The 19,408-nt window shown below is 52.2% G+C and carries 34 protein-coding genes; 5 read left to right on the top strand and 29 right to left on the bottom strand.

Translation table 11 applies throughout. The features are described from left to right. Positions 1-3: 3 nt before the first annotated feature. Both smg and dprA read right to left on the bottom strand, forming a co-directional pair. Positions 4-477: a DUF494 family protein Smg gene (gene smg / locus DTA24_RS02465; protein ID WP_008807060.1), complete on the bottom strand. Its 474-nt coding sequence runs from the start codon at positions 475-477 to the stop codon at positions 4-6. Continuing rightward, complete coding sequence (gene dprA, locus DTA24_RS02460) at positions 449-1,573, bottom strand: DNA-protecting protein DprA (RefSeq protein WP_012967155.1); 1,125 nt, start codon at positions 1,571-1,573, stop codon at positions 449-451. The genes smg and dprA overlap by 29 nt, the downstream gene beginning before the upstream one ends. 128 nt (positions 1,574-1,701) lie before the next feature. Here dprA and def point away from each other — a divergent pair, with 128 nt between their 5' ends. The 5 genes from def to mscL all read left to right on the top strand — a co-directional run bounded on the left by def (position 1,702) and on the right by mscL (position 6,465). Further along, positions 1,702-2,211, top strand: coding sequence for a peptide deformylase (def, locus tag DTA24_RS02455; RefSeq protein WP_008807058.1), 510 nt, complete (start codon positions 1,702-1,704; stop codon positions 2,209-2,211). Positions 2,212-2,225: 14 nt separating this feature from the next. Then, positions 2,226-3,173 carry a methionyl-tRNA formyltransferase gene (fmt, locus tag DTA24_RS02450; RefSeq protein ID WP_012967154.1) on the top strand — a complete coding sequence of 316 codons (948 nt, stop codon included), beginning with the start codon at positions 2,226-2,228 and terminating at the stop codon, positions 3,171-3,173. A 52-nt stretch (positions 3,174-3,225) separates the two neighbouring features. Then, positions 3,226-4,521, top strand: a complete 1,296-nt coding sequence (gene rsmB, locus DTA24_RS02445) for a 16S rRNA (cytosine(967)-C(5))-methyltransferase RsmB (RefSeq protein WP_012967153.1) — start codon at positions 3,226-3,228, stop codon at positions 4,519-4,521. 13 nt (positions 4,522-4,534) lie between these two features. Next, positions 4,535-5,911, top strand: a complete 1,377-nt coding sequence (gene trkA, locus DTA24_RS02440) for a Trk system potassium transporter TrkA (protein WP_008807055.1) — start codon at positions 4,535-4,537, stop codon at positions 5,909-5,911. Positions 5,912-6,051: 140 nt separating this feature from the next. Further along, entirely contained in the window at positions 6,052-6,465 is a 414-nt protein-coding gene (gene mscL / locus DTA24_RS02435) for a large-conductance mechanosensitive channel protein MscL (RefSeq protein ID WP_004145325.1), read from the top strand. Here the strand turns inward: mscL and DTA24_RS02430 are convergent. From DTA24_RS02430 to rplB, 27 genes are all read right to left on the bottom strand, one after another. Then, the gene (locus DTA24_RS02430; RefSeq protein ID WP_123836539.1) at positions 6,401-6,679 is read right to left on the bottom strand and encodes an alternative ribosome-rescue factor A; all 279 of its coding nucleotides are present in this window, start codon (positions 6,677-6,679) and stop codon (positions 6,401-6,403) included. The two genes, mscL and DTA24_RS02430, sit on opposite strands and share 65 nt — an antisense overlap. Before the next feature lie 57 nt (positions 6,680-6,736). Next, the gene (gene zntR / locus DTA24_RS02425) at positions 6,737-7,162 is read right to left on the bottom strand and encodes a Zn(2+)-responsive transcriptional regulator (protein WP_123836538.1); all 426 of its coding nucleotides are present in this window, start codon (positions 7,160-7,162) and stop codon (positions 6,737-6,739) included. 2 nt (positions 7,163-7,164) lie between these two features. After that, complete coding sequence (locus DTA24_RS02420) at positions 7,165-7,533, bottom strand: DUF1992 domain-containing protein (RefSeq protein WP_008807052.1); 369 nt, start codon at positions 7,531-7,533, stop codon at positions 7,165-7,167. Positions 7,534-7,641: 108 nt separating this feature from the next. After that, positions 7,642-8,028, bottom strand: a complete 387-nt coding sequence (gene rplQ, locus DTA24_RS02415; protein WP_002919206.1) for a 50S ribosomal protein L17 — start codon at positions 8,026-8,028, stop codon at positions 7,642-7,644. A gap of 40 nt (positions 8,029-8,068) precedes the next feature. Next, on the bottom strand, positions 8,069-9,058 hold the full coding sequence (locus DTA24_RS02410) for a DNA-directed RNA polymerase subunit alpha (RefSeq protein ID WP_002919219.1): 990 nt from the start codon (positions 9,056-9,058) through the stop codon (positions 8,069-8,071). Between the two features lie 25 nt (positions 9,059-9,083). After that, on the bottom strand, positions 9,084-9,704 hold the full coding sequence (rpsD, locus tag DTA24_RS02405; RefSeq protein ID WP_002919224.1) for a 30S ribosomal protein S4: 621 nt from the start codon (positions 9,702-9,704) through the stop codon (positions 9,084-9,086). Between the two features lie 33 nt (positions 9,705-9,737). Beyond that, on the bottom strand, positions 9,738-10,127 hold the full coding sequence (gene rpsK / locus DTA24_RS02400; RefSeq protein WP_004388621.1) for a 30S ribosomal protein S11: 390 nt from the start codon (positions 10,125-10,127) through the stop codon (positions 9,738-9,740). Between the two features lie 16 nt (positions 10,128-10,143). Then, positions 10,144-10,500: a 30S ribosomal protein S13 gene (rpsM, locus tag DTA24_RS02395; protein ID WP_002919259.1), complete on the bottom strand. Its 357-nt coding sequence runs from the start codon at positions 10,498-10,500 to the stop codon at positions 10,144-10,146. 146 nt (positions 10,501-10,646) lie between these two features. After that, positions 10,647-10,763 (bottom strand): 50S ribosomal protein L36, encoded by a 117-nt coding sequence (rpmJ, locus tag DTA24_RS02390; RefSeq protein ID WP_000868187.1) that lies wholly within the window; start codon positions 10,761-10,763, stop codon positions 10,647-10,649. Positions 10,764-10,796: 33 nt separating this feature from the next. Continuing rightward, positions 10,797-12,128 (bottom strand): preprotein translocase subunit SecY, encoded by a 1,332-nt coding sequence (gene secY, locus DTA24_RS02385; protein ID WP_008807050.1) that lies wholly within the window; start codon positions 12,126-12,128, stop codon positions 10,797-10,799. 7 nt (positions 12,129-12,135) lie between these two features. Continuing rightward, positions 12,136-12,570 carry a 50S ribosomal protein L15 gene (rplO, locus tag DTA24_RS02380; protein WP_002919516.1) on the bottom strand — a complete coding sequence of 145 codons (435 nt, stop codon included), beginning with the start codon at positions 12,568-12,570 and terminating at the stop codon, positions 12,136-12,138. A gap of 3 nt (positions 12,571-12,573) precedes the next feature. Beyond that, positions 12,574-12,753 (bottom strand): 50S ribosomal protein L30, encoded by a 180-nt coding sequence (rpmD, locus tag DTA24_RS02375; protein WP_001140434.1) that lies wholly within the window; start codon positions 12,751-12,753, stop codon positions 12,574-12,576. A gap of 3 nt (positions 12,754-12,756) precedes the next feature. Continuing rightward, positions 12,757-13,260: a 30S ribosomal protein S5 gene (rpsE, locus tag DTA24_RS02370; protein ID WP_000940121.1), complete on the bottom strand. Its 504-nt coding sequence runs from the start codon at positions 13,258-13,260 to the stop codon at positions 12,757-12,759. 14 nt (positions 13,261-13,274) lie between these two features. Next, complete coding sequence (gene rplR, locus DTA24_RS02365) at positions 13,275-13,628, bottom strand: 50S ribosomal protein L18 (protein ID WP_006817270.1); 354 nt, start codon at positions 13,626-13,628, stop codon at positions 13,275-13,277. A 9-nt stretch (positions 13,629-13,637) separates the two neighbouring features. After that, the gene (gene rplF / locus DTA24_RS02360; protein ID WP_008807049.1) at positions 13,638-14,171 is read right to left on the bottom strand and encodes a 50S ribosomal protein L6; all 534 of its coding nucleotides are present in this window, start codon (positions 14,169-14,171) and stop codon (positions 13,638-13,640) included. Between the two features lie 12 nt (positions 14,172-14,183). Then, on the bottom strand, positions 14,184-14,576 hold the full coding sequence (rpsH, locus tag DTA24_RS02355; RefSeq protein ID WP_008807048.1) for a 30S ribosomal protein S8: 393 nt from the start codon (positions 14,574-14,576) through the stop codon (positions 14,184-14,186). 33 nt (positions 14,577-14,609) lie between these two features. Then, positions 14,610-14,915, bottom strand: a complete 306-nt coding sequence (rpsN, locus tag DTA24_RS02350) for a 30S ribosomal protein S14 (RefSeq protein ID WP_002919667.1) — start codon at positions 14,913-14,915, stop codon at positions 14,610-14,612. 14 nt (positions 14,916-14,929) lie between these two features. Further along, positions 14,930-15,469, bottom strand: coding sequence for a 50S ribosomal protein L5 (gene rplE, locus DTA24_RS02345; RefSeq protein ID WP_003031123.1), 540 nt, complete (start codon positions 15,467-15,469; stop codon positions 14,930-14,932). A 14-nt stretch (positions 15,470-15,483) separates the two neighbouring features. Further along, a complete protein-coding gene (gene rplX / locus DTA24_RS02340) occupies positions 15,484-15,798 on the bottom strand; it encodes a 50S ribosomal protein L24 (protein WP_003031122.1) in 315 nt (104 codons plus the stop codon). Between the two features lie 10 nt (positions 15,799-15,808). Further along, complete coding sequence (gene rplN / locus DTA24_RS02335) at positions 15,809-16,180, bottom strand: 50S ribosomal protein L14 (RefSeq protein ID WP_002919748.1); 372 nt, start codon at positions 16,178-16,180, stop codon at positions 15,809-15,811. 165 nt (positions 16,181-16,345) lie between these two features. Continuing rightward, positions 16,346-16,600, bottom strand: a complete 255-nt coding sequence (gene rpsQ, locus DTA24_RS02330) for a 30S ribosomal protein S17 (protein WP_004106347.1) — start codon at positions 16,598-16,600, stop codon at positions 16,346-16,348. Continuing rightward, the gene (gene rpmC, locus DTA24_RS02325) at positions 16,600-16,791 is read right to left on the bottom strand and encodes a 50S ribosomal protein L29 (protein WP_002919754.1); all 192 of its coding nucleotides are present in this window, start codon (positions 16,789-16,791) and stop codon (positions 16,600-16,602) included. Before rpmC ends, rpsQ begins: the two co-directional genes overlap by 1 nt. Beyond that, complete coding sequence (rplP, locus tag DTA24_RS02320) at positions 16,791-17,201, bottom strand: 50S ribosomal protein L16 (RefSeq protein ID WP_002919759.1); 411 nt, start codon at positions 17,199-17,201, stop codon at positions 16,791-16,793. The genes rpmC and rplP overlap by 1 nt, the downstream gene beginning before the upstream one ends. A gap of 12 nt (positions 17,202-17,213) precedes the next feature. Further along, positions 17,214-17,912, bottom strand: a complete 699-nt coding sequence (gene rpsC / locus DTA24_RS02315; RefSeq protein WP_002919766.1) for a 30S ribosomal protein S3 — start codon at positions 17,910-17,912, stop codon at positions 17,214-17,216. Positions 17,913-17,929: 17 nt separating this feature from the next. Next, entirely contained in the window at positions 17,930-18,262 is a 333-nt protein-coding gene (gene rplV, locus DTA24_RS02310) for a 50S ribosomal protein L22 (RefSeq protein ID WP_002919773.1), read from the bottom strand. 14 nt (positions 18,263-18,276) lie between these two features. After that, positions 18,277-18,555, bottom strand: a complete 279-nt coding sequence (gene rpsS / locus DTA24_RS02305) for a 30S ribosomal protein S19 (protein WP_001138115.1) — start codon at positions 18,553-18,555, stop codon at positions 18,277-18,279. 16 nt (positions 18,556-18,571) lie between these two features. After that, positions 18,572-19,393 carry a 50S ribosomal protein L2 gene (rplB, locus tag DTA24_RS02300; RefSeq protein ID WP_002919786.1) on the bottom strand — a complete coding sequence of 274 codons (822 nt, stop codon included), beginning with the start codon at positions 19,391-19,393 and terminating at the stop codon, positions 18,572-18,574. Between the last annotated feature and the right edge of the window lie 15 nt (positions 19,394-19,408).

Below are 19,408 nucleotides of genomic sequence, written 5' to 3'. Positions count from 1 at the left end.
AGATTAATGCAGCATACCTTCATTTACTTCGAAGAGTAATTCTTCCATTTGCTGATAGGCGTTTTCACAGCCCGGAATGTTGAACAGTACCATCAGGATGACCCATTTCAGGTCTTCCAGTTCAAATTCTGCTGTATCCAGCGCCAGGACGCGCTCTATCACCATTTCTCGCGTTTCGAGGTTCAACACCTGAATCTGCTCGAGGAAGAGTAAAAATCCCCGGCAACTGGCATCCAGACGCTGGCACTCCTCTTCGGTATACACCCGAAGCGACAGCGGGTCGGAAGCGAGCTGCATGGGTTCAACGAGACCTTCCTGATAATCAGCCAGTTTCTCGAGCCACATTAACGCGTTATAGATATCTTCCCGCTCAAAGCCTGCATCGGTAAGATCCCGCGTCAGTTTGTCCTGATCCACGCGCATTTCTGCTTCGTTATGGATGTAAGTTTCAAACAAATACATGAGTACGTCGAACATGGCTTGCCCTCCTTAATCGGACATAGCCGCCGGGTACAGCTGCGATCCAGCCTGCTAACTCCAGTTCAAGTAGCTGAGCTACGGTTACTGGCACAGATTGGCCGGCACGTTCAGCGACAACGTCAACAGGTGTTACCTCATCTCCTACGTTAGCCAGGAGCTCCGGAAATGGCAATGCTACAGACGGCTGATCGGCGCAATTATTTATCGAATCAGACGTATCAGTAAGCCAGGCCAGCTCGTTTTGCCAGTACTCCACGATATCCTCTGGCGAGGTCACCGGTACCGCGCCTTGCTTGATTAACCAGTGCGGACCTTCAGATCCCGGATTACCAATCGGGCCAGGCAGGGCGAACACATCTCTTCCCTGCTCCAGGGCGCAACGGACGGTGACCAGCGATCCGCTTCGCAACGCCGCCTCAATCACCAGCACGCCCAAACTTAAGCCGCTGATAATACGGTTACGTCGGGGAAAATGAGCGGGAAGCGGCGGCGTAATGAGTGGAAATTCAGAGACCAGCGTACCGCCATTGTCGATGATCTGTTGGGCGAGGTTTGCATGGCGCCGCGGATAAACCTGTTCCAGCCCGTTGCCCAGCACCGCGATGGTTTTCCCCTCCGCGGCCAGCGCGCCGCGGTGCGCAACGCCATCAATGCCTAACGCCAGCCCACTGGTGATGGTGATCCCTCTACGCGCCAGCGTTTCGCTGAACAGTTTTCCCCAGCGGGCGCCATACCAGGAGTGCAAACGGCTGCCAATAACGGCAAGCTGCGCGCTGTGAAGCAGGGCGGGGTCGCCACTGACCAGCAACGCGCCGGGGTAATCAGCGATAGCCCTTAGCCGCAACGGATAGCGCGGATCGTCAGCCCGTAACAGATGATGATCCGGGTGTTCCAGCCAGCGCTGCGTCTCGTCAAGCTCTCGCTCGTCAAACCGTAAAAATGGCTTCACCTGCGCCGCGGTCATCCCAACGGCATGTAGCGCTTCACTATCCACGAAAGCGGCTGCGCATAACCGCTGCGCAATATCCAGCATCCTGTCGCCATACAAATTATTGACCTTCATCAGCCGCAGCCAAATCTCGTCGGGCGTCATCCTTACCCCCTGCCATAAGCGGCATTGACAATCTTTGCGATTGGACAGTGAGACTGTCAATTGCAGGGGGTTTTGTCTAGAATAGAGCTAATAATCTTATCAACTCCTGAATACGACTCTGGAACTTTATGGCAGTTTTGCAAGTGTTACATATTCCGGACGAGCGCCTTCGCAAAGTCGCCGAGCCGGTCAAAGAAGTGAATGCGGAAATTCAGCGTATCGTCGATGATATGTTCGACACCATGTACGCCGAGGAAGGCATCGGTCTGGCCGCAACCCAGGTCGATATCCATCAGCGCATCATCGTGATCGATGTGTCGGAAAATCGTGAAGAGCGGCTGGTGTTAATCAACCCGGAGCTGCTGGAAAAAGACGGCGAAACCGGTATTGAAGAAGGCTGCTTGTCCATTCCGGAACAGCGTGCTCTGGTACCCCGTGCGGAAAAAGTGAAGATCCGTGCGCTGGATCGCGACGGTAAGCCGTTTGAGCTGGAGGCCGATGGCCTGCTGGCGATCTGTATCCAGCATGAAATGGATCACCTGGTTGGCAAACTGTTTATTGACTATCTGTCACCGCTCAAACAACAGCGCATTCGTCAGAAGGTTGAGAAACTGGATCGTTTACGTTCCCGTGCCTGATAACAAGGAATACCGTGTCACATTCACTACGTATCATTTTCGCCGGCACCCCCGATTTTGCAGCGCGTCATCTTGACGCGTTGTTGTCGTCTGAACATCAGATCGTTGGCGTGTTTACTCAGCCAGACCGTCCCGCGGGACGCGGCAAAAAATTGATGCCGAGCCCGGTAAAAGTGCTGGCTGAAGCCCATGACGTCCCCGTATTCCAGCCATCGTCTCTTCGTCCGCAGGAGAACCAACAGCTCGTCGCCGATTTAGGCGCCGATATCATGGTGGTGGTGGCGTATGGTCTGATCCTGCCAAAAGCGGTGCTTGAGATGCCGCGTCTGGGCTGCATCAACGTTCATGGCTCCCTGCTGCCGCGCTGGCGTGGCGCCGCGCCGATCCAGCGTTCGCTGTGGGCGGGCGATAGCGAAACCGGCGTGACCATCATGCAGATGGACGTCGGCCTTGATACGGGTGACATGCTGTATAAGCTTTCCTGCCCCATTACCGCTGAGGATACCAGCGGCAGCCTGTACGATAAGCTGGCCGGCCTCGGCCCACAGGGACTGCTGACAACCTTAGCGCAACTGGCAAACGGAACGGCACAGCCTGAAGTCCAGGACGAGTCACTCGTCAGTTATGCCGAGAAGCTGAGTAAAGAAGAGGCCCGCATCGACTGGTCGCTTTCCGCTGCACAGCTGGAACGTTGCATCCGGGCGTTTAATCCTTGGCCAATGAGCTGGCTGGAGATTGACGGGCAGCCAGTCAAAGTCTGGCGGGCATCGGTTATTGCCGAAGTCACGCACGCCGAGCCGGGAACAATAGTGGCAGCAACCAAACAGGGTATTCAGGTCGCCACGGGTGATGGGATCCTCAGTCTGGAATCGCTACAGCCAGCGGGTAAAAAAGCGATGAGCTCGCAGGACTTACTCAATTCCCGCCGGGAGTGGTTCATCCCTGGTACCCGTCTCGCCTGACGGTTGTCTCTTTAAAAGCCCGGGTTAGCCGGGCATTTTTATTTTTGCGCTTATGAAAAACAAAATAAACTTACGCAGTCTGGCCGCCCAGGCTATCGAGCAAGTGATTGAACAAGGTCAGTCTTTGAGCAACGTTCTGCCCCCTCTGCAGCAGAAAGTCAGCGATAAAGACAAAGCGCTGTTGCAGGAGCTGTGCTTTGGCGTATTGCGTACGCTCAGTCAGCTTGAGTGGCTTATCAACAAGCTGATGGCGCGTCCGATGACCGGCAAACAGCGCACCGTGCATTTTCTGATCATGGTTGGGCTTTATCAGTTGCTCTATACCCGTATTCCTCCGCATGCCGCACTGGCGGAAACGGTAGAAGGCGCGGTGGCCATTAAACGCCCGCAGCTTAAAGGGCTGATCAACGGCGTGCTACGCCAGTTCCAGCGCCAGCAGGAAGCGTTATTAGTCGAATTTGCTGAGCATGAAAACCGCTATCTTCATCCCAAATGGCTGCTGAAACGCCTGCAGCAGGCCTGGCCGCAGCAGTGGCAGGAGATCGTCGATGCGAACAACCAGCGCCCGCCGATGTGGCTGCGCGTTAACCGCAACCATCATTCCCGGGATGAATGGCTTGCTCTGCTTAAAGAGGCCGGCTTAGAGGGCTTCACCCATCCTGACTATCCCGACGCCGTGCGTCTGGCCACCCCTGCCCCAGTCCATGCGTTGCCAGGTTTTGCCGAAGGCTGGGTCACCGTCCAGGATGCCTCGGCCCAGGGCTGTATGCGCTACCTGCTGCCGGAAAATGGCGAACGCATTCTCGATCTTTGCGCCGCACCGGGCGGCAAGACGACGCATATTCTGGAGGTTGCCCCGCAGGCTCAGGTCATGGCGGTGGATATTGATGAACAGCGTCTGTCACGCGTCTATGACAACCTGAAACGGCTGGGCATGAAAGCCGAAGTCAAACAGGGCGATGGTCGCTTCCCTGAGCAGTGGTGTGGCAACGAACAGTTCGATCGTATTCTGCTGGATGCCCCCTGCTCCGCCACCGGCGTCATTCGCCGCCATCCGGATATCAAATGGCTGCGCCGGGATCGGGATATCGCCGAGTTAGCCCAGCTGCAGGCCGAGATCCTGAATGCCACCTGGGAGCACCTGAAACCAGGCGGTACGCTGGTTTACGCTACCTGTTCTATTCTGCCGGAAGAGAATAGTCAGCAAATTTCCGCCTTCCTCGCACGAACCCCGGATGCTGAACTTCATGCAACCGGTACGCCGGCGAGCCCCGGGCAGCAAAATCTGCCGGGCCCGGAAGAAGGTGATGGCTTCTTTTACGCTAAGCTAATCAAACGTCGGAATTAATGGGTCACTGCAGATGAAGATTATTATTCTGGGCGCCGGCCAGGTCGGCGGCACGCTGGCGGAAAACCTTGTCGGCGAGAACAATGATATTACGCTGGTTGATACCAATGGTGACCGTTTGCGCAGCCTGCAGGATAAGTTCGACCTGCGTGTCGTCCAGGGACATGGCTCTCACCCTCGCGTACTGCGCGAGGCGGGAGCCGATGATGCCGATATGCTGGTAGCGGTCACCAGTTCGGATGAAACCAATATGGTGGCCTGTCAGGTCGCCTACTCATTATTCAATACCCCAAACCGTATTGCGCGTATTCGTGCGCCTGATTACGTTCGTGATGCGGATAAGCTCTTCAATTCTGAAGCGGTGCCCATCGATCACTTAATCGCCCCGGAACAGCTGGTCATCGACAATATTCACCGGCTGATCGAATATCCTGGCGCGCTTCAGGTCGTGAACTTCGCCGAAGGGAAAGTCAGCCTCGCCGTAGTAAAAGCCTATTACGGTGGTCCGCTGGTAGGGAATGCGTTGTCCACCATGCGGGAGCATATGCCGCATATCGATACGCGTGTGGCCGCTATTTTCCGCCACGATCGTCCTATTCGCCCACAGGGTTCGACGATTGTGGAAGCCGGCGATGAAGTATTCTTTATTGCCGCCTCGCAGCATATTCGCGCGGTCATGAGCGAACTGCAGCGACTGGAAAAGCCGTATAAGCGTATTATGCTGGTCGGCGGGGGCAATATTGGCGCGGGTCTGGCCCATAAGCTGGAAAAAGATTACAGCGTCAAGCTTATCGAACGTAATCAGCAGCGAGCCGCTGAGCTTGCGGAAAAGCTGCAGCATACAATCGTCTTCTACGGTGATGCATCGGACCAGGAGCTGCTGGCTGAAGAGCATATTGATCAGGTGGACCTGTTTATTGCCGTCACTAACGACGATGAAGCAAACATTATGTCGGCGATGCTGGCGAAGCGAATGGGCGCGAAAAAAGTGATGGTGCTGATCCAGCGCAGAGCCTACGTGGATCTGGTCCAGGGCAGTGTCATTGATATCGCGATATCACCTCAACAGGCCACAATTTCCGCACTCCTCAGCCATGTTCGTAAAGCCGATATTGTCGGCGTCTCCTCCCTTCGCCGCGGTGTTGCCGAAGCGATTGAGGCCGTGGCGCACGGTGATGAGAGCACCTCCCGGGTGGTCGGGCGTTCGATCGATGAGATCAAGCTGCCGCCAGGTACGATCATCGGCGCCGTTGTGCGGGGCAACGACGTAATGATCGCGAATAATAATCTGCGGATCGAGCAGGGCGATCATGTGATCATGTTTTTGACCGATAAGAAGTTTATTTCCGATGTAGAAAGGCTGTTCCAGCCAAGTCCTTTCTTCCTGTAATTCCCAGGGCGCCGAACAGGCGCCTTTTTATTATCCCTTATTATTCAAAGGTTAATATTTTGCGGTAACTATCTACTGGGAATGGCAAATGAAAATACATTTGTTAAACTTACAACGTCAGCTGGCACAAGGAGAATAAAATGAGTTTTTTAAAAGAGTTTCGCGAATTCGCGATGCGCGGGAACGTTGTCGATTTGGCAGTGGGTGTGATCATCGGTGCAGCATTCGGTAAAATTGTTTCATCGCTGGTCGCAGATATTATTATGCCACCACTCGGCCTGTTGATTGGCGGGATCGATTTTAAACAGTTTGCCGTCACGCTACGTGATGCCCAGGGCGATGTCCCGGCTGTCGTGATGCATTATGGGGTATTCATTCAGAACGTTTTCGATTTCATCATCGTCGCGTTTGCCATCTTCATGGCGATTAAACTGATGAATAAGTTAAATCGTAAGAAAGAAGAGGCTCCGGCGGCGCCGCCAGCTCCTTCTAAAGAAGAAGTCCTGCTGAGCGAAATTCGCGATCTGCTGAAAGAGCAAAACAACCGTTCTTAATCAGCACCGAAAGCAGAAGGCCAGTGGTAAAAAAGCGATTCGCTTGCTTGCCACTGGCCTCCCGGTCAACCCTTCCTGCATGTTTATCTTTACGTTGATAGCTTCCTTTCCCTTTCTTGTTTTTCTCTACACGCTGCCTGAATAACGGATCGTGGAGAAGTGCCTCAATGGCGTTATCTTTAATTTGCCCTTTAGTATGCTGATAGCGACTCATATAAACTCCAGTGCATGTGTGAATTCCGCGCGAGTGTAGATCCGCGCGATGAAAAAATCAACGTCCCGTAGCGCCATTGCTGGCGCCTTGTTCAAGGGCCTCAAGAATCGAACAATAAACACTACTGTGCGCAGTCCCACAGCAGGCATCATTAAGCCGCTGCAAAGAGCGACGCATCGTCTGTAACTCTTTGATCCGCGCCTCGACTTCGCTTAATCGCGCCTGAACGATCCCTTTCGATTCCTGGCAGGTATGGTGCTCCGGATCGATACGGATCGACAATAATTCGCGGATCGCTTCCAGAGTGAAGCCCAGCTGACGGGCATAGCGAATAAAGCGTAGCCGCTGAAGATCGTTATCCGAGTAAAGACGAAATCCCCCCTCGGTGCGCACGTCATGATCCATCATTTGCTGTTTCTCATAATAACGGATGGTATCTGGCGTGACGTCAGCCAGCTTAGCCAGCTCACCAATACGATACATATTTACTCCTGATTCATTCTTTGTAGCAAAGCCTCGGCATACTCACCGCGTAAAAAGTCGGTACTCAGGCCAGCCTGACGAAGCTTCAGTTCGAGCAAGGCAAGCCGTTTGCTCAGTTCAGCATGACGCGGATCGTCCTGGCGGACGCCCTTCAGTAAATCAGCCAGTGCCACCGCTTCTCTTCGCTGCTCCAGCTCCGGGGGAAGGCATCCAGCATTCTTCAGAAGGCGATAACCTGCCCGCAGCTCCGCCGGCACATGCGAATCGTCATCGAGAGTCAGCGGCTCGCCGCTGCCGGGTAAGTTATCGAACTCACCTTTAGTTTGGGCATCGAGGATATGGCGTTCCGCCCACTGATCCAGTAACCACATTCTACGGCTCCGGGGGATGAACAAAAAGAGTACAGATAGTGTAGTGAAGTGGGGATGCGGTAGATATAAAAAAACCCGCCGGGGCGGGTTTTTTTACGTTACTACAGATTACTCTGCAGCAGCTTCTGCTTTCGGCTCAGCACGATCAACCAGCTCGATGTATGCCATCGGCGCGTTGTCGCCTGCACGGAAGCCACACTTCAGAATGCGAGTGTAACCACCGGCGCGGCTCGCGAAACGCGGGCCCAGCTCGTTAAACAGTTTTGCCACGATCTCGTTATCACGAGTGCGGGCGAATGCCAGACGACGATTAGCAACGCTATCAGTCTTGGCAAGAGTAATCAGCGGCTCAACTACGCGACGCAGTTCTTTCGCTTTCGGCAGGGTCGTCTTGATGATTTCATGACGAACCAGCGAACCTGCCATGTTACGGAACATAGCCTGGCGATGGCTGCTGTTGCGGTTCAGTTGACGACCACTCTTACGATGGCGCATGACCTTATCCTTCTCAGTAAAACCTTAACCTGTGATCCGGTTACTCGTCAGCAATGCTTGCTGGTGGCCAGTTTTCCAGGCGCATGCCCAGAGACAGTCCACGGGAAGCCAGCACGTCTTTAATCTCAGTAAGAGATTTTTTACCCAGGTTCGGCGTTTTCAGCAACTCAACCTCGGTACGCTGTACCAGATCACCGATATAGTGGATAGCTTCTGCCTTGAGGCAGTTAGCAGAGCGGACAGTCAATTCCAGATCGTCAACAGGGCGCAGCAGGATCGGATCGAACTCTGGTTTCTCTTCTTTCACTTCTGGCTGACGTACATCACGTAAGTCAACAAAAGCTTCCAGTTGTTCAGCCAGAATGGTTGCCGCACGACGAATCGCCTCTTCAGGATCGATTGTGCCGTTGGTTTCCATTTCGATGACCAGCTTGTCCAGGTCGGTACGCTGTTCTACACGCGCAGCTTCAACATTGTAGGCAATACGCTCTACAGGGCTGTAGCAGGCGTCGACCAGCAGACGGCCGATTGGGCGCTCATCTTCTTCCGAATGAATTCGGGCAGAAGCCGGCACATAACCGCGACCGCGCTGAACTTTGATACGCATGCTAATAGCAGCGTTCTCATCAGTCAGGTGGCAAATCACGTGCTGCGGCTTGACGATTTCGACATCACCGTCGTGGGTAATGTCGGCTGCAGTCACAGGGCCAATGCCAGATTTATTCAAAGTAAGGATGACTTCATCTTTACCCTGAACTCTCACCGCCAGCCCTTTCAGGTTGAGCAGGATTTCAAGGATGTCTTCCTGAACGCCTTCTTTGGTGCTGTACTCGTGCAGTACACCATCAATCTCAACCTCGGTCACCGCGCAACCCGGCATCGATGAGAGCAGAATACGGCGCAGTGCGTTACCCAGAGTATGGCCGAAGCCACGCTCTAAAGGCTCAAGGGTCACCTTGGCGTGCGTCGAACTCACTTGCTCGATATCGACCAGGCGCGGTTTTAGAAACTCTGTCACAGAACCCTGCATTGTGTCCTCTCTTTGGTACTAAGCTTTACTTGGAGTAAAGCTCGACGATCAGGTGTTCGTTAATGTCCGCAGACAGATCAGAACGCTCCGGCTGACGCTTGAACGTACCTTCCATCTTGCCAGCATCAACTTCCAGCCAGGTTGGCTTTTCACGCTGCTCAGCCAGCTCCAGAGCGGCTTTCACGCGAGATTGCTTTTTCGCTTTCTCACGAATGCTGACAACGTCATTCGCTTTAACCTGATAAGAAGCGATGTTAACAACACGACCGTTTACCATAATCGCTTTGTGGCTAACCAGCTGGCGTGCTTCAGCACGAGTGGCGCCGAAGCCCATACGGTATACAACGTTGTCCAGACGACCTTCCAGCAGAGCCAACAGGTTTTCACCGGTGTTGCCTTTCAGACGTGCTGCTTCTTTATAGTAGTTACGGAACTGACGCTCCAGCACACCGTACATACGGCGAACTTTTTGCTTTTCACGCAACTGCACACCATAGTCAGACAGACGCGGTTTACGCGCACCGTGCTGGCCAGGAGCTTGTTCAATTTTACACTTGGTATCGATCGCGCGAACGCCAGACTTAAGGAATAAGTCGGTGCCCTCACGACGGCTCAGCTTGAGCTTAGGACCCAAATATCTTGCCATTTTCTTTCTCCAACTAACCTGGAAAACGTAGCGTTATACGCGACGTTTTTTCGGCGGACGACAACCGTTATGAGGGATCGGAGTCACATCAGTAATATTAGTGATGCGGAAACCAGCGGCGTTCAGTGCACGAATGGTAGATTCGCGACCCGGACCCGGACCTTTGACCATAACTTCCAGATTCTTGATGCCGTATTCTTTTACGGCTTCTGCGCAACGCTCTGCTGCAACCTGAGCTGCAAACGGAGTGGATTTGCGAGAACCACGGAAACCGGAACCACCGGCTGTTGCCCAACCCAGTGCGTTACCCTGACGATCAGTGATAGTAACGATGGTGTTGTTAAAAGAAGCATGGATATGAGCCACGCCATCAGAGACTTGTTTTCTTACACGCTTACGTGCACGAACTGGTGCCTTTGCCATTATTCAATCACCCCGATTATTTCTTGATCGGTTTACGCGGACCCTTACGGGTACGTGCGTTGGTCTTGGTACGCTGACCGCGAACCGGAAGACCACGACGATGGCGTAAACCACGGTAGCAACCAAGGTCCATCAGACGCTTGATGCTCAGGGTGATTTCACGGCGCAGATCACCTTCAACGACAAATTTACCTACTGCTTCACGCAGAATATCAATTTGTTCTTCAGACAGCTCACTGATCTTAACATTTTCAGCGATGCCCGTTTCAGCGCAGATAGCTTTAGAACGGGTTTTGCCGATACCGAAAATAGCGGTTAAAGCGATTACGGTATGTTTGTGATCAGGAATGTTAATGCCTGCTATACGGGCCACTATGCACTCCTACTATTTAATATGTACGTACCATGCTGAAAAGCCCGTTTTCAGGATACTCAAATGGAAACGTACAGACATACAAAAGATTGGCTGGCTAATCTAGCCAGCTCAATCCAACTTTGCAAGAAAAATATGCGAATAAATCAGCCTTGGCGCTGTTTATGCTTCGGCTCGGCACTGCAAATCACACGGATGACGCCATCACGCTTAACGATTTTGCAGTTACGGCATAATTTCTTGACGGAAGCACGAACTTTCATTTTTACTCTCCGTAACTTCTCGGGCGACCAGTTTTAACGGCCGTAGCCTTTCAGGTTCGCCTTCTTCAATGCAGACTCATACTGACTGGACATCATCAGAGTTTGCACTTGAGCCATAAAGTCCATAATCACGACAACAACGATAAGCAGCGATGTCCCACCGAAGTAGAACGGCACTTTCATCGCGTCACGCATGAACTCCGGGATCAGGCAGATAAAAGTAATATACAACGCACCAACCAGTGTCAGGCGAGTCATCACTTTATCGATATACTTCGCCGTTTGCTCTCCCGGACGAATTCCTGGTACAAATGCACCGGACTTCTTCAGGTTATCTGCTGTTTCACGCGGGTTGAAAACCAACGCCGTGTAGAAGAAACAGAAGAAGATGATTGCAGACGCATAGAGTAACACATAAAGCGGTTGCCCAGGCTGCAAATACAGCGAAATTGTTGTCAGCCAGTTCCAACCAGTACCACCCCCGAACCATGACGTGATGGTTGCCGGGAACAGTATAATACTGGAAGCGAAGATTGCCGGGATTACCCCCGCCATATTCACTTTCAGCGGTAAATGTGTGCTCTGTGCAGCATAGACACGACGACCCTGCTGCCGTTTCGCGTAGTTTACCACAATGCGGCGTTGACCACGTTCAACGAATACAACAAAGAAGGTCACTGCAAATACTAATACTGCAACCAACAGCAACAGGAGGAAGTGCAGGTCGCCTTGACGCGCTTGCTCGATAGTATGGGCGATGGCCGGCGGGAGTCCCGCAACGATCCCGGCGAAGATCAGGATCGAGATACCGTTACCGATACCGCGTTCAGTGATCTGTTCGCCGAGCCACATCAGGAACATAGTCCCTGTGACCAGACTTACAACAGCGGTGAAATAGAACGCAAAGCCTGGATTAATCACCAGGCCCTGCATACCAGGCATATTCGGCAGACCGGTAGCAATACCGATCGACTGGAATATCGCCAGCACCAGAGTACCGTAGCGGGTGTACTGGCTGATCTTACGACGACCAGACTCCCCTTCTTTCTTCAGCTCTGCCAGCGGTTGGTAAACCACCGTCAGCAGCTGCACGATGATAGATGCCGAGATATACGGCATAATCCCCAGTGCAAAGATAGAAGCACGGCTGAGAGCACCACCAGAGAACATGTTGAACATTTCAATGATGGTGCCTCGCTGTTGCTCAAGCAGTTTGGCAAGTACAGCGGCATCAATACCAGGGATCGGAATAAAAGAGCCAATACGGAACACTATCAGCGCACCGACCACAAACAGAAGTCTGCGTTTCAGTTCGCCAAGGCCACCTTTGGCACTTTGAAAATCTAATCCCGGTTGTTTAGCCATCTGCTACTTATTCCTCAATTTTACCGCCAGCAGCTTCGATAGCAGCACGAGCACCTTTAGTCACACGCAGGCCACGAACAGTTACCGGACGAGTTACCTCACCAGACAGGATCACTTTCGCGAACTCGATCTGGACACCGATAATGTTTGCCGCTTTCAGCGCGTTCAGGTCTACTACATCGCCTTCTACGTGAGCCAGATCGGAGAGACGGATCTCTGCGGTGATCATCGCTTTACGAGAAGTGAAGCCGAATTTCGGCAGACGACGGTACAGAGGCATCTGACCACCCTCGAAACCGCGACGTACGCCACCGCCAGAACGAGACTTCTGACCTTTGTGACCACGACCACCGGTTTTACCGAGGCCAGAACCGATACCACGACCCAGGCGTTTACCCGCCTTTTTGGAGCCTTCGGCCGGAGACAGAGTATTTAAACGCATCTCTTACTCCTCAACTTTAACCATGAAGGAAACCGCGTTGACCATACCACGAACAGCAGGAGTATCCTCGCGCTCTACGGTGTGACCAATACGACGCAGACCCAGGCCAAGCAGTGTTGCCTTGTGTTTCGGCAGACGACCGATTGCACTGCGGGTTTGAGTAATTTTAATAGTCTTTGCCATGGTTTATTTCCCCAGAATTTCTTCAACGGATTTACCACGCTTGGCAGCGACCATTTCTGGAGAATTCATATTTTCCAGGCCATCAATAGTTGCACGAACCACGTTGATCGGGTTGGTGGAACCGTATGCTTTAGCCAGAACGTTATGAACCCCAGCAACTTCCAGAACGGCGCGCATTGCACCACCGGCGATGATACCGGTACCTTCGGAAGCTGGCTGCATGAATACACGAGAACCCGTGTGAACACCTTTAACCGGGTGTTGCAGGGTGCCGTTGTTCAGCGCGACGTTAATCATGTTGCGACGGGCTTTTTCCATCGCTTTCTGGATCGCTGCTGGAACTTCACGCGCTTTACCGTAACCAAAACCAACGCGACCGTTACCATCACCAACTACAGTCAGAGCTGTGAAGGAGAAAATACGACCACCTTTAACGGTTTTAGATACGCGGTTTACCGCGATCAGCTTTTCCTGCAGTTCGCCAGCTTGTTTTTCGATGTGAGCCATCTTACACCTCTACCTTAGAACTGAAGGCCAGCTTCACGGGCAGCATCTGCCAGTGCCTGGACACGACCATGATATTGGAACCCGGAACGGTCAAAGGAAACATCTTTGATGCCTTTTTCCAGAGCGCGTTCAGCAACAGCTTTACCCACAGCTGCAGCCGCGTCTTTGTTACCGGTGTACTTCAGTTGTTCAGAGATAGCTTTTTCTACAGTAGAAGCAGCTACCAGAACTTCAGAACCATTCGGAGCAATTACCTGTGCGTAAATATGACGCGGGGTACGATGTACCACCAGGCGAGTTGCACCCAGCTCCTGGAGCTTGCGGCGTGCGCGGGTCGCACGACGGATACGAGCAGATTTCTTATCCATAGTGTTACCTTACTTCTTCTTAGCCTCTTTGGTACGCACGACTTCGTCGGCGTAACGAACACCCTTGCCTTTATAAGGCTCAGGACGACGGTAGGCGCGCAGATCTGCTGCAACCTGGCCGATCACCTGCTTATCAGCGCCTTTCAGCACGATTTCAGTTTGAGTCGGACATTCTGCAGTGATACCGGCCGGCAGCTTATGTTCAACAGGATGAGAGAAACCTAAAGCCAGGTTTACTACATCCCCTTTAACCGCTGCACGATAGCCTACACCAACCAGCTGAAGCTTTTTAGTGAAGCCTTCGGTAACACCGATAACCATTGAGTTCAGCAGGGCACGCGCGGTACCAGCCTGAGCCCATCCGTCTACGTAACCATCACGCGGACCGAAGGTCAGAGCATTATCTGCATGTTTAACTTCAACAGCATCGTTGAGAGTACGAGTCAGCTCGCCATTTTTACCTTTGATCGTAATAACCTGACCGTTGACTTTAACATCAACGCCGGCAGGAACAACGACCGGTGCTTTAGCAACACGAGACATTTTTTCCTCCGATTAGGCTACGTAGCAGATAATTTCGCCACCAAGACCAGCCTGGCGCGCTGCACGATCAGTCATAACACCTTTAGAGGTAGAAACAACTGCGATACCCAGACCCGCCATAACTTTCGGCAGCTCATCTTTACGTTTGTAGATGCGCAGACCTGGGCGGCTGACACGCTGAATGCTTTCTACAACAGCTTTACCCTGGAAATACTTAAGAGTCAGTTCCAGTTCCGGCTTGATGTCGCCTTCAACTTTAAAATCTTCAATAAAGCCTTCTTCCTTCAGCACGTTGGCAATTGCCACTTTCAGCTTGGAGGAAGGCATGGTGACCGCAGCTTTATTCGCGGCCTGACCGTTACGGATACGGGTCAGCATATCCGCGATCGGATCTTGCATGCTCATCTGTCTTTACTCCCGTGATTCAATTGGTGACAATTACCAGCTAGCCTTTTTCAGACCCGGGATTTCACCGCGCATAGCGGCTTCACGGACCTTAATACGGCTCAACCCGAACTTCCGCAGGAAACCATGCGGACGACCTGTTTGACGGCAGCGATTACGCTGACGAGACGGGCTGGAATCACGCGGCAGAGTCTGCAGCTTGAGAACAGCGTTCCAACGATCTTCGTCGGTTGCGTTCACATCAGAGATGATAGCTTTCAGTTCAGCGCGTTTAGCGAAGAATTTATCAGCTAAAGCCACGCGCTTTACTTCGCGTGCTTTCATTGATTGCTTAGCCATTAAGTAACCCTACCTTACTTGCGGAACGGGAAGTCAAAGGCAGCCAGCAGAGCGCGGCCTTCTTCATCAGATTTCGCAGTAGTGGTAATGGTAATATCCAAACCACGAACGCGGTCGACTTTATCGTAGTCGATTTCTGGGAAGATGATCTGCTCACGGACACCCATGCTGTAGTTACCACGGCCGTCGAAAGACTTAGCGGACAAGCCACGGAAGTCACGGATACGCGGTACAGCAATAGTGATCAGGCGCTCAAAGAACTCCCACATGCGCTCGCCGCGCAGAGTTACTTTACAGCCGATCGGATAGCCCTGACGGATTTTGAAGCCTGCAACTGATTTGCGTGCTTTGGTGATCAGCGGTTTTTGACCGGAGATTGCTGTCAGGTCAGCTGCTGCGTTATCCAGCAGTTTCTTGTCAGCGATCGCTTCACCAACACCCATGTTCAGGGTGATCTTCTCGACCCGAGGGACTTGCATGACAGAATTGTAGTTAAACTCAGTCATGAGTTTAGCGACTACTTCGTCTTTGTAGTAATCATGCAGTTTCGCCATCGTACTACTCCAAATTACTTGATAGTTTCGCTATTAGATTTGAAGAAACGGACTTTTTTGCCGTCTTCGAATCTAAAGCCTACACGGTCAGCCTTGCCGGTTGCCGCGTTGAAGATAGCAAGGTTAGAGATCTGAATAGCTGCTTCTTTCTCTACAATGCCGCCTGGTTGGTTCAGGGCCGGAACCGGCTTCTGATGTTTCTTAACCAGGTTGATACCTTCAACAATGACCTTGCCGGAAGACAGGACATTTTTTACTTTACCGCGTTTACCTTTATCTTTACCGGTTAACACGATAACTTCGTCATCACGACGGATTTTAGCTGCCATGATTCGCTCCTTAGAGTACTTCTGGTGCCAGAGAGATAATTTTCATGAACTTCTCGGTACGAAGTTCACGAGTTACCGGCCCAAAAATACGCGTACCGATAGGCTGCTCGCTGTTATTGTTCAGAATAACGCATGCATTACCATCGAAGCGAATGACAGAACCGTCCGGGCGACGAACACCCTTCTTGGTGCGCACCACTACCGCCTTCAGCACATCACCTTTTTTGACCTTACCACGCGGAATTGCTTCCTTGATGGTGATCTTGATGATGTCGCCTACGCCTGCGTAGCGACGGTGCGAGCCACCCAGAACCTTGATACACATTACGCGACGTGCACCGGAGTTGTCGGCGACGTTCAGCATAGTCTGTTCTTGGATCATTTTAGTGCTCCGCTAATGTCAACTACTACTGAGACCCGAAAATTAGGGTCGTTAAAAAGCCCCATATCGAGGGCGCGGCATTATAACACCACAAACCAGATATGGGTAGAAAAAATAAACGGCTCATCGCTGAGCCGTTTATCCGTATCGAGAATGCGTACTCTATTACAGAACCGCTTTCTCTACAACGCGAACCAGCGTCCAGGACTTAGTCTTGGACAGCGGACGGCATTCGCGGATTTCAACCACGTCACCGATACCGCATTCGTTGTTCTCGTCATGTACGTGCAGTTTGGTCGTACGTTTGATGAATTTGCCGTATACCGGGTGTTTCACCATACGTTCGATAGCAACAACAATGGATTTCTCCATTTTGTCGCTAACTACGCGACCTTGCAGAGTACGGATTTTATCGGTCATTACGCACCCGCCTTCTGAGTCAGTAAAGTCTTAACGCGTGCAACATCACGACGCACTTGCTTCAGCAGATGAGTCTGTTGCAGCTGGCCACTTGCAGCCTGCATACGCAGGTTGAACTGCTCACGCAGCAGGTTCAGCAGCTCAGCGTTCAGCTCTTCAACGCTTTTTTCACGCAGCTCTTTTGCTTTCATTACATCACCGTCTTAGTTACAAAGGTGGTTTTGATCGGCAGTTTCGCTGCTGCCAGGCCGAATGCTTCACGGGCCAGCTCTTCCGGTACGCCGTCCATTTCATACAGGACTTTACCCGGCTGAATCAAGGCAACCCAGTACTCCACGTTACCTTTACCTTTACCCATACGAACTTCCAGCGGCTTCTCGGTGATCGGTTTGTCCGGGAATACACGGATCCAGATCTTACCTTGACGCTTAACTGCACGGGTCATAGCACGACGTGCTGCTTCGATCTGACGGGCAGTCAGACGACCACGGCCAACAGCTTTCAGACCGAAAGTGCCGAAGCTAACATCCGTACCCTGCGCCAGACCACGGTTGCGGCCTTTGTGCACTTTACGGAATTTTGTACGCTTTGGTTGTAACATCAGCGACGCTCCTTATTTACGGCCTTTACGCTGCTGCTTTTTAGGTTGAGCAGCCGGTTCCGGTTGTTCAACAGCAGCCATACCACCCAGGATCTCACCTTTGAAGATCCATACCTTAACGCCGATTACACCGTAAGTGGTGTGCGCTTCAGAGGTGTTGTAGTCGATGTCAGCACGCAGAGTGTGCAGCGGTACGCGACCTTCACGGTACCATTCGGTACGTGCGATTTCCGCGCCGCCCAGACGGCCGCTAACTTCAACTTTGATACCTTTAGCGCCCAGACGCATTGCGTTCTGTACAGCACGCTTCATCGCACGACGGAACATAACGCGACGTTCCAGCTGAGAAGTGATGCTGTCAGCAACCAATTTAGCGTCCAGTTCAGGCTTACGAACTTCGGCAATATTGATCTGTGCAGGTACGCCAGCGATATCCGCTACGACCTTGCGCAGTTTTTCTACGTCTTCGCCTTTCTTACCGATAACGATACCCGGGCGAGCAGTGTGAATGGTCACACGGATGCTCTTAGCCGGACGCTCGATAACGATGCGAGATACAGACGCTTTAGCCAGTTCTTTTGTCAGGAACTGACGTACTTTAAAATCGCTGTCCAGGTTGTCAGCGAATTCTTTGGTGTTCGCGAACCAGGTAGAGTTCCATGGTTTGACAATACCCAGGCGAATACCATTAGGATGTACTTTCTGACCCATTGCTAGTCTCCAGAGTCTCAGCGATCGGACACAACCACAGTGATGTGGCTGGTGCGCTTCAGGATGCGATCTGCACGACCTTTAGCACGCGGCATAATGCGCTTCATGCTCGGGCCTTCGTCTACGAAAATTTTCGCAACTTTCAGATCATCAATGTCAGCGCCATCGTTGTGTTCAGCGTTAGCAATGGCAGATTCCAGTACCTTCTTGACCAGTACAGCAGCTTTTTTGTTGGTGTAGGTCAGAATATCCAGGGCCTGCGACACTTTCTTACCGCGAATCAGGTCAGCTACGAGGCGAACCTTCTGAGCAGAAGAACGAGCATGGCGATGTTGAGCTAAAGTTTCCATCTCTTCCTCCTACCTTATTTCTTCTTCGCTTTTTTATCAGCAGCGTGGCCGCGATAAGTACGAGTCGGTGCGAATTCACCCAGTTTGTGACCAACCATTTCGTCGGAAACAAAGACTGGAACGTGCTGACGACCATTATGGACAGCGATGGTCAAACCGATCATGTTAGGAAAGATCGTTGAACGACGGGACCAAGTGCGCAGGGGCTTCTTGTCTCCGCTTTCCACCGCTTTCTCTACCTTCTTCAGCAAGTGCAGGTCAATAAAAGGACCTTTCTTGAGAGAACGTGGCATGGCTTATCCTCTAAAATTATTTGCTACGGCGACGTACGATGAATTTATCAGTACGCTTGTTGCTGCGGGTCTTCTTACCTTTGGTCTGCAGGCCCCACGGGGATACCGGGTGCTTACCAAAGTTACGACCTTCACCACCACCATGTGGGTGGTCTACTGGGTTCATCGCAGTACCGCGAACGGTAGGACGAACACCACGCCAGCGTGCAGCACCTGCTTTACCCAGAACGCGCAGCATATGCTCAGCATTGCCAACTTCGCCCAGAGTAGCGCGGCAGTCTGCTTCGACTTTACGCATTTCACCAGAACGCAGACGCAGGGTGACATAAGCACCATCACGAGCAACGATCTGAACGTAAGTACCAGCGGAACGTGCCAGCTGACCGCCTTTACCTGGTTTCATTTCTACGTTATGAACGGTAGAACCAACCGGGATATTGCGCATCGGCAGGGTGTTGCCTGCTTTGATTGCAGCATCAACGCCAGACTGAATCTGGTCACCAGCTTTCAGGCCTTTCGGGGCCAGGATGTAACGGCGCTCGCCGTCTTTGTACAGAACCAGCGCGATGTTCGCGGAGCGGTTCGGATCGTACTCAAGACGTTCAACAACTGCCGGGATACCATCTTTGTTGCGTTTGAAGTCAACAATACGGTAAGCCTGCTTGTGGCCACCACCGATATGACGGGTGGTGATACGGCCATTGTTGTTACGACCACCGGATTTGCTGTTTTTTTCCAGCAACGGAGCAAAAGGTTTGCCCTTGTGCAGCTCTGGGTTAACCACTTTAACGACGTGGCGACGACCCGGAGATGTCGGTTTACATTTAACAACTGCCATTGTATTACTCCTCCG

It is taken from the genome of Klebsiella sp. P1CD1 (assembly GCF_003790505.1).
Taxonomy (GTDB): domain Bacteria; phylum Pseudomonadota; class Gammaproteobacteria; order Enterobacterales; family Enterobacteriaceae; genus Klebsiella; species Klebsiella variicola.
Note: the sequence above shows the minus strand (reverse complement) of the source record. Positions and strands in the feature narration are given on the sequence as shown.

Coding starts and splice junctions, on each gene's coding strand:
- smg (WP_008807060.1), bottom strand. CDS start 477: ATGTTCGACGTACTCATGTATTTGTTTGAAACTTACATCCATAACGAA.
- dprA (WP_012967155.1), bottom strand. CDS start 1,573: ATGACGCCCGACGAGATTTGGCTGCGGCTGATGAAGGTCAATAATTTG.
- def (WP_008807058.1), top strand. CDS start 1,702: ATGGCAGTTTTGCAAGTGTTACATATTCCGGACGAGCGCCTTCGCAAA.
- rsmB (WP_012967153.1), top strand. CDS start 3,226: ATGAAAAACAAAATAAACTTACGCAGTCTGGCCGCCCAGGCTATCGAG.
- trkA (WP_008807055.1), top strand. CDS start 4,535: ATGAAGATTATTATTCTGGGCGCCGGCCAGGTCGGCGGCACGCTGGCG.
- mscL (WP_004145325.1), top strand. CDS start 6,052: ATGAGTTTTTTAAAAGAGTTTCGCGAATTCGCGATGCGCGGGAACGTT.
- DTA24_RS02430 (WP_123836539.1), bottom strand. CDS start 6,679: ATGAGTCGCTATCAGCATACTAAAGGGCAAATTAAAGATAACGCCATT.
- zntR (WP_123836538.1), bottom strand. CDS start 7,162: ATGTATCGTATTGGTGAGCTGGCTAAGCTGGCTGACGTCACGCCAGAT.
- DTA24_RS02420 (WP_008807052.1), bottom strand. CDS start 7,533: ATGTGGTTACTGGATCAGTGGGCGGAACGCCATATCCTCGATGCCCAA.
- rplQ (WP_002919206.1), bottom strand. CDS start 8,028: ATGCGCCATCGTAAGAGTGGTCGTCAACTGAACCGCAACAGCAGCCAT.
- DTA24_RS02410 (WP_002919219.1), bottom strand. CDS start 9,058: ATGCAGGGTTCTGTGACAGAGTTTCTAAAACCGCGCCTGGTCGATATC.
- rpsD (WP_002919224.1), bottom strand. CDS start 9,704: ATGGCAAGATATTTGGGTCCTAAGCTCAAGCTGAGCCGTCGTGAGGGC.
- rpsK (WP_004388621.1), bottom strand. CDS start 10,127: ATGGCAAAGGCACCAGTTCGTGCACGTAAGCGTGTAAGAAAACAAGTC.
- rpmJ (WP_000868187.1), bottom strand. CDS start 10,763: ATGAAAGTTCGTGCTTCCGTCAAGAAATTATGCCGTAACTGCAAAATC.
- secY (WP_008807050.1), bottom strand. CDS start 12,128: ATGGCTAAACAACCGGGATTAGATTTTCAAAGTGCCAAAGGTGGCCTT.
- rplO (WP_002919516.1), bottom strand. CDS start 12,570: ATGCGTTTAAATACTCTGTCTCCGGCCGAAGGCTCCAAAAAGGCGGGT.
- rpmD (WP_001140434.1), bottom strand. CDS start 12,753: ATGGCAAAGACTATTAAAATTACTCAAACCCGCAGTGCAATCGGTCGT.
- rpsE (WP_000940121.1), bottom strand. CDS start 13,260: ATGGCTCACATCGAAAAACAAGCTGGCGAACTGCAGGAAAAGCTGATC.
- rplR (WP_006817270.1), bottom strand. CDS start 13,628: ATGGATAAGAAATCTGCTCGTATCCGTCGTGCGACCCGCGCACGCCGC.
- rplF (WP_008807049.1), bottom strand. CDS start 14,171: ATGTCTCGTGTTGCTAAAGCACCGGTCGTTGTTCCTGCCGGCGTTGAT.
- rpsH (WP_008807048.1), bottom strand. CDS start 14,576: ATGAGCATGCAAGATCCGATCGCGGATATGCTGACCCGTATCCGTAAC.
- rpsN (WP_002919667.1), bottom strand. CDS start 14,915: ATGGCTAAGCAATCAATGAAAGCACGCGAAGTAAAGCGCGTGGCTTTA.
- rplE (WP_003031123.1), bottom strand. CDS start 15,469: ATGGCGAAACTGCATGATTACTACAAAGACGAAGTAGTCGCTAAACTC.
- rplX (WP_003031122.1), bottom strand. CDS start 15,798: ATGGCAGCTAAAATCCGTCGTGATGACGAAGTTATCGTGTTAACCGGT.
- rplN (WP_002919748.1), bottom strand. CDS start 16,180: ATGATCCAAGAACAGACTATGCTGAACGTCGCCGACAACTCCGGTGCA.
- rpsQ (WP_004106347.1), bottom strand. CDS start 16,600: ATGACCGATAAAATCCGTACTCTGCAAGGTCGCGTAGTTAGCGACAAA.
- rpmC (WP_002919754.1), bottom strand. CDS start 16,791: ATGAAAGCAAAAGAGCTGCGTGAAAAAAGCGTTGAAGAGCTGAACGCT.
- rplP (WP_002919759.1), bottom strand. CDS start 17,201: ATGTTACAACCAAAGCGTACAAAATTCCGTAAAGTGCACAAAGGCCGC.
- rpsC (WP_002919766.1), bottom strand. CDS start 17,912: ATGGGTCAGAAAGTACATCCTAATGGTATTCGCCTGGGTATTGTCAAA.
- rplV (WP_002919773.1), bottom strand. CDS start 18,262: ATGGAAACTTTAGCTCAACATCGCCATGCTCGTTCTTCTGCTCAGAAG.
- rpsS (WP_001138115.1), bottom strand. CDS start 18,555: ATGCCACGTTCTCTCAAGAAAGGTCCTTTTATTGACCTGCACTTGCTG.
- rplB (WP_002919786.1), bottom strand. CDS start 19,393: ATGGCAGTTGTTAAATGTAAACCGACATCTCCGGGTCGTCGCCACGTC.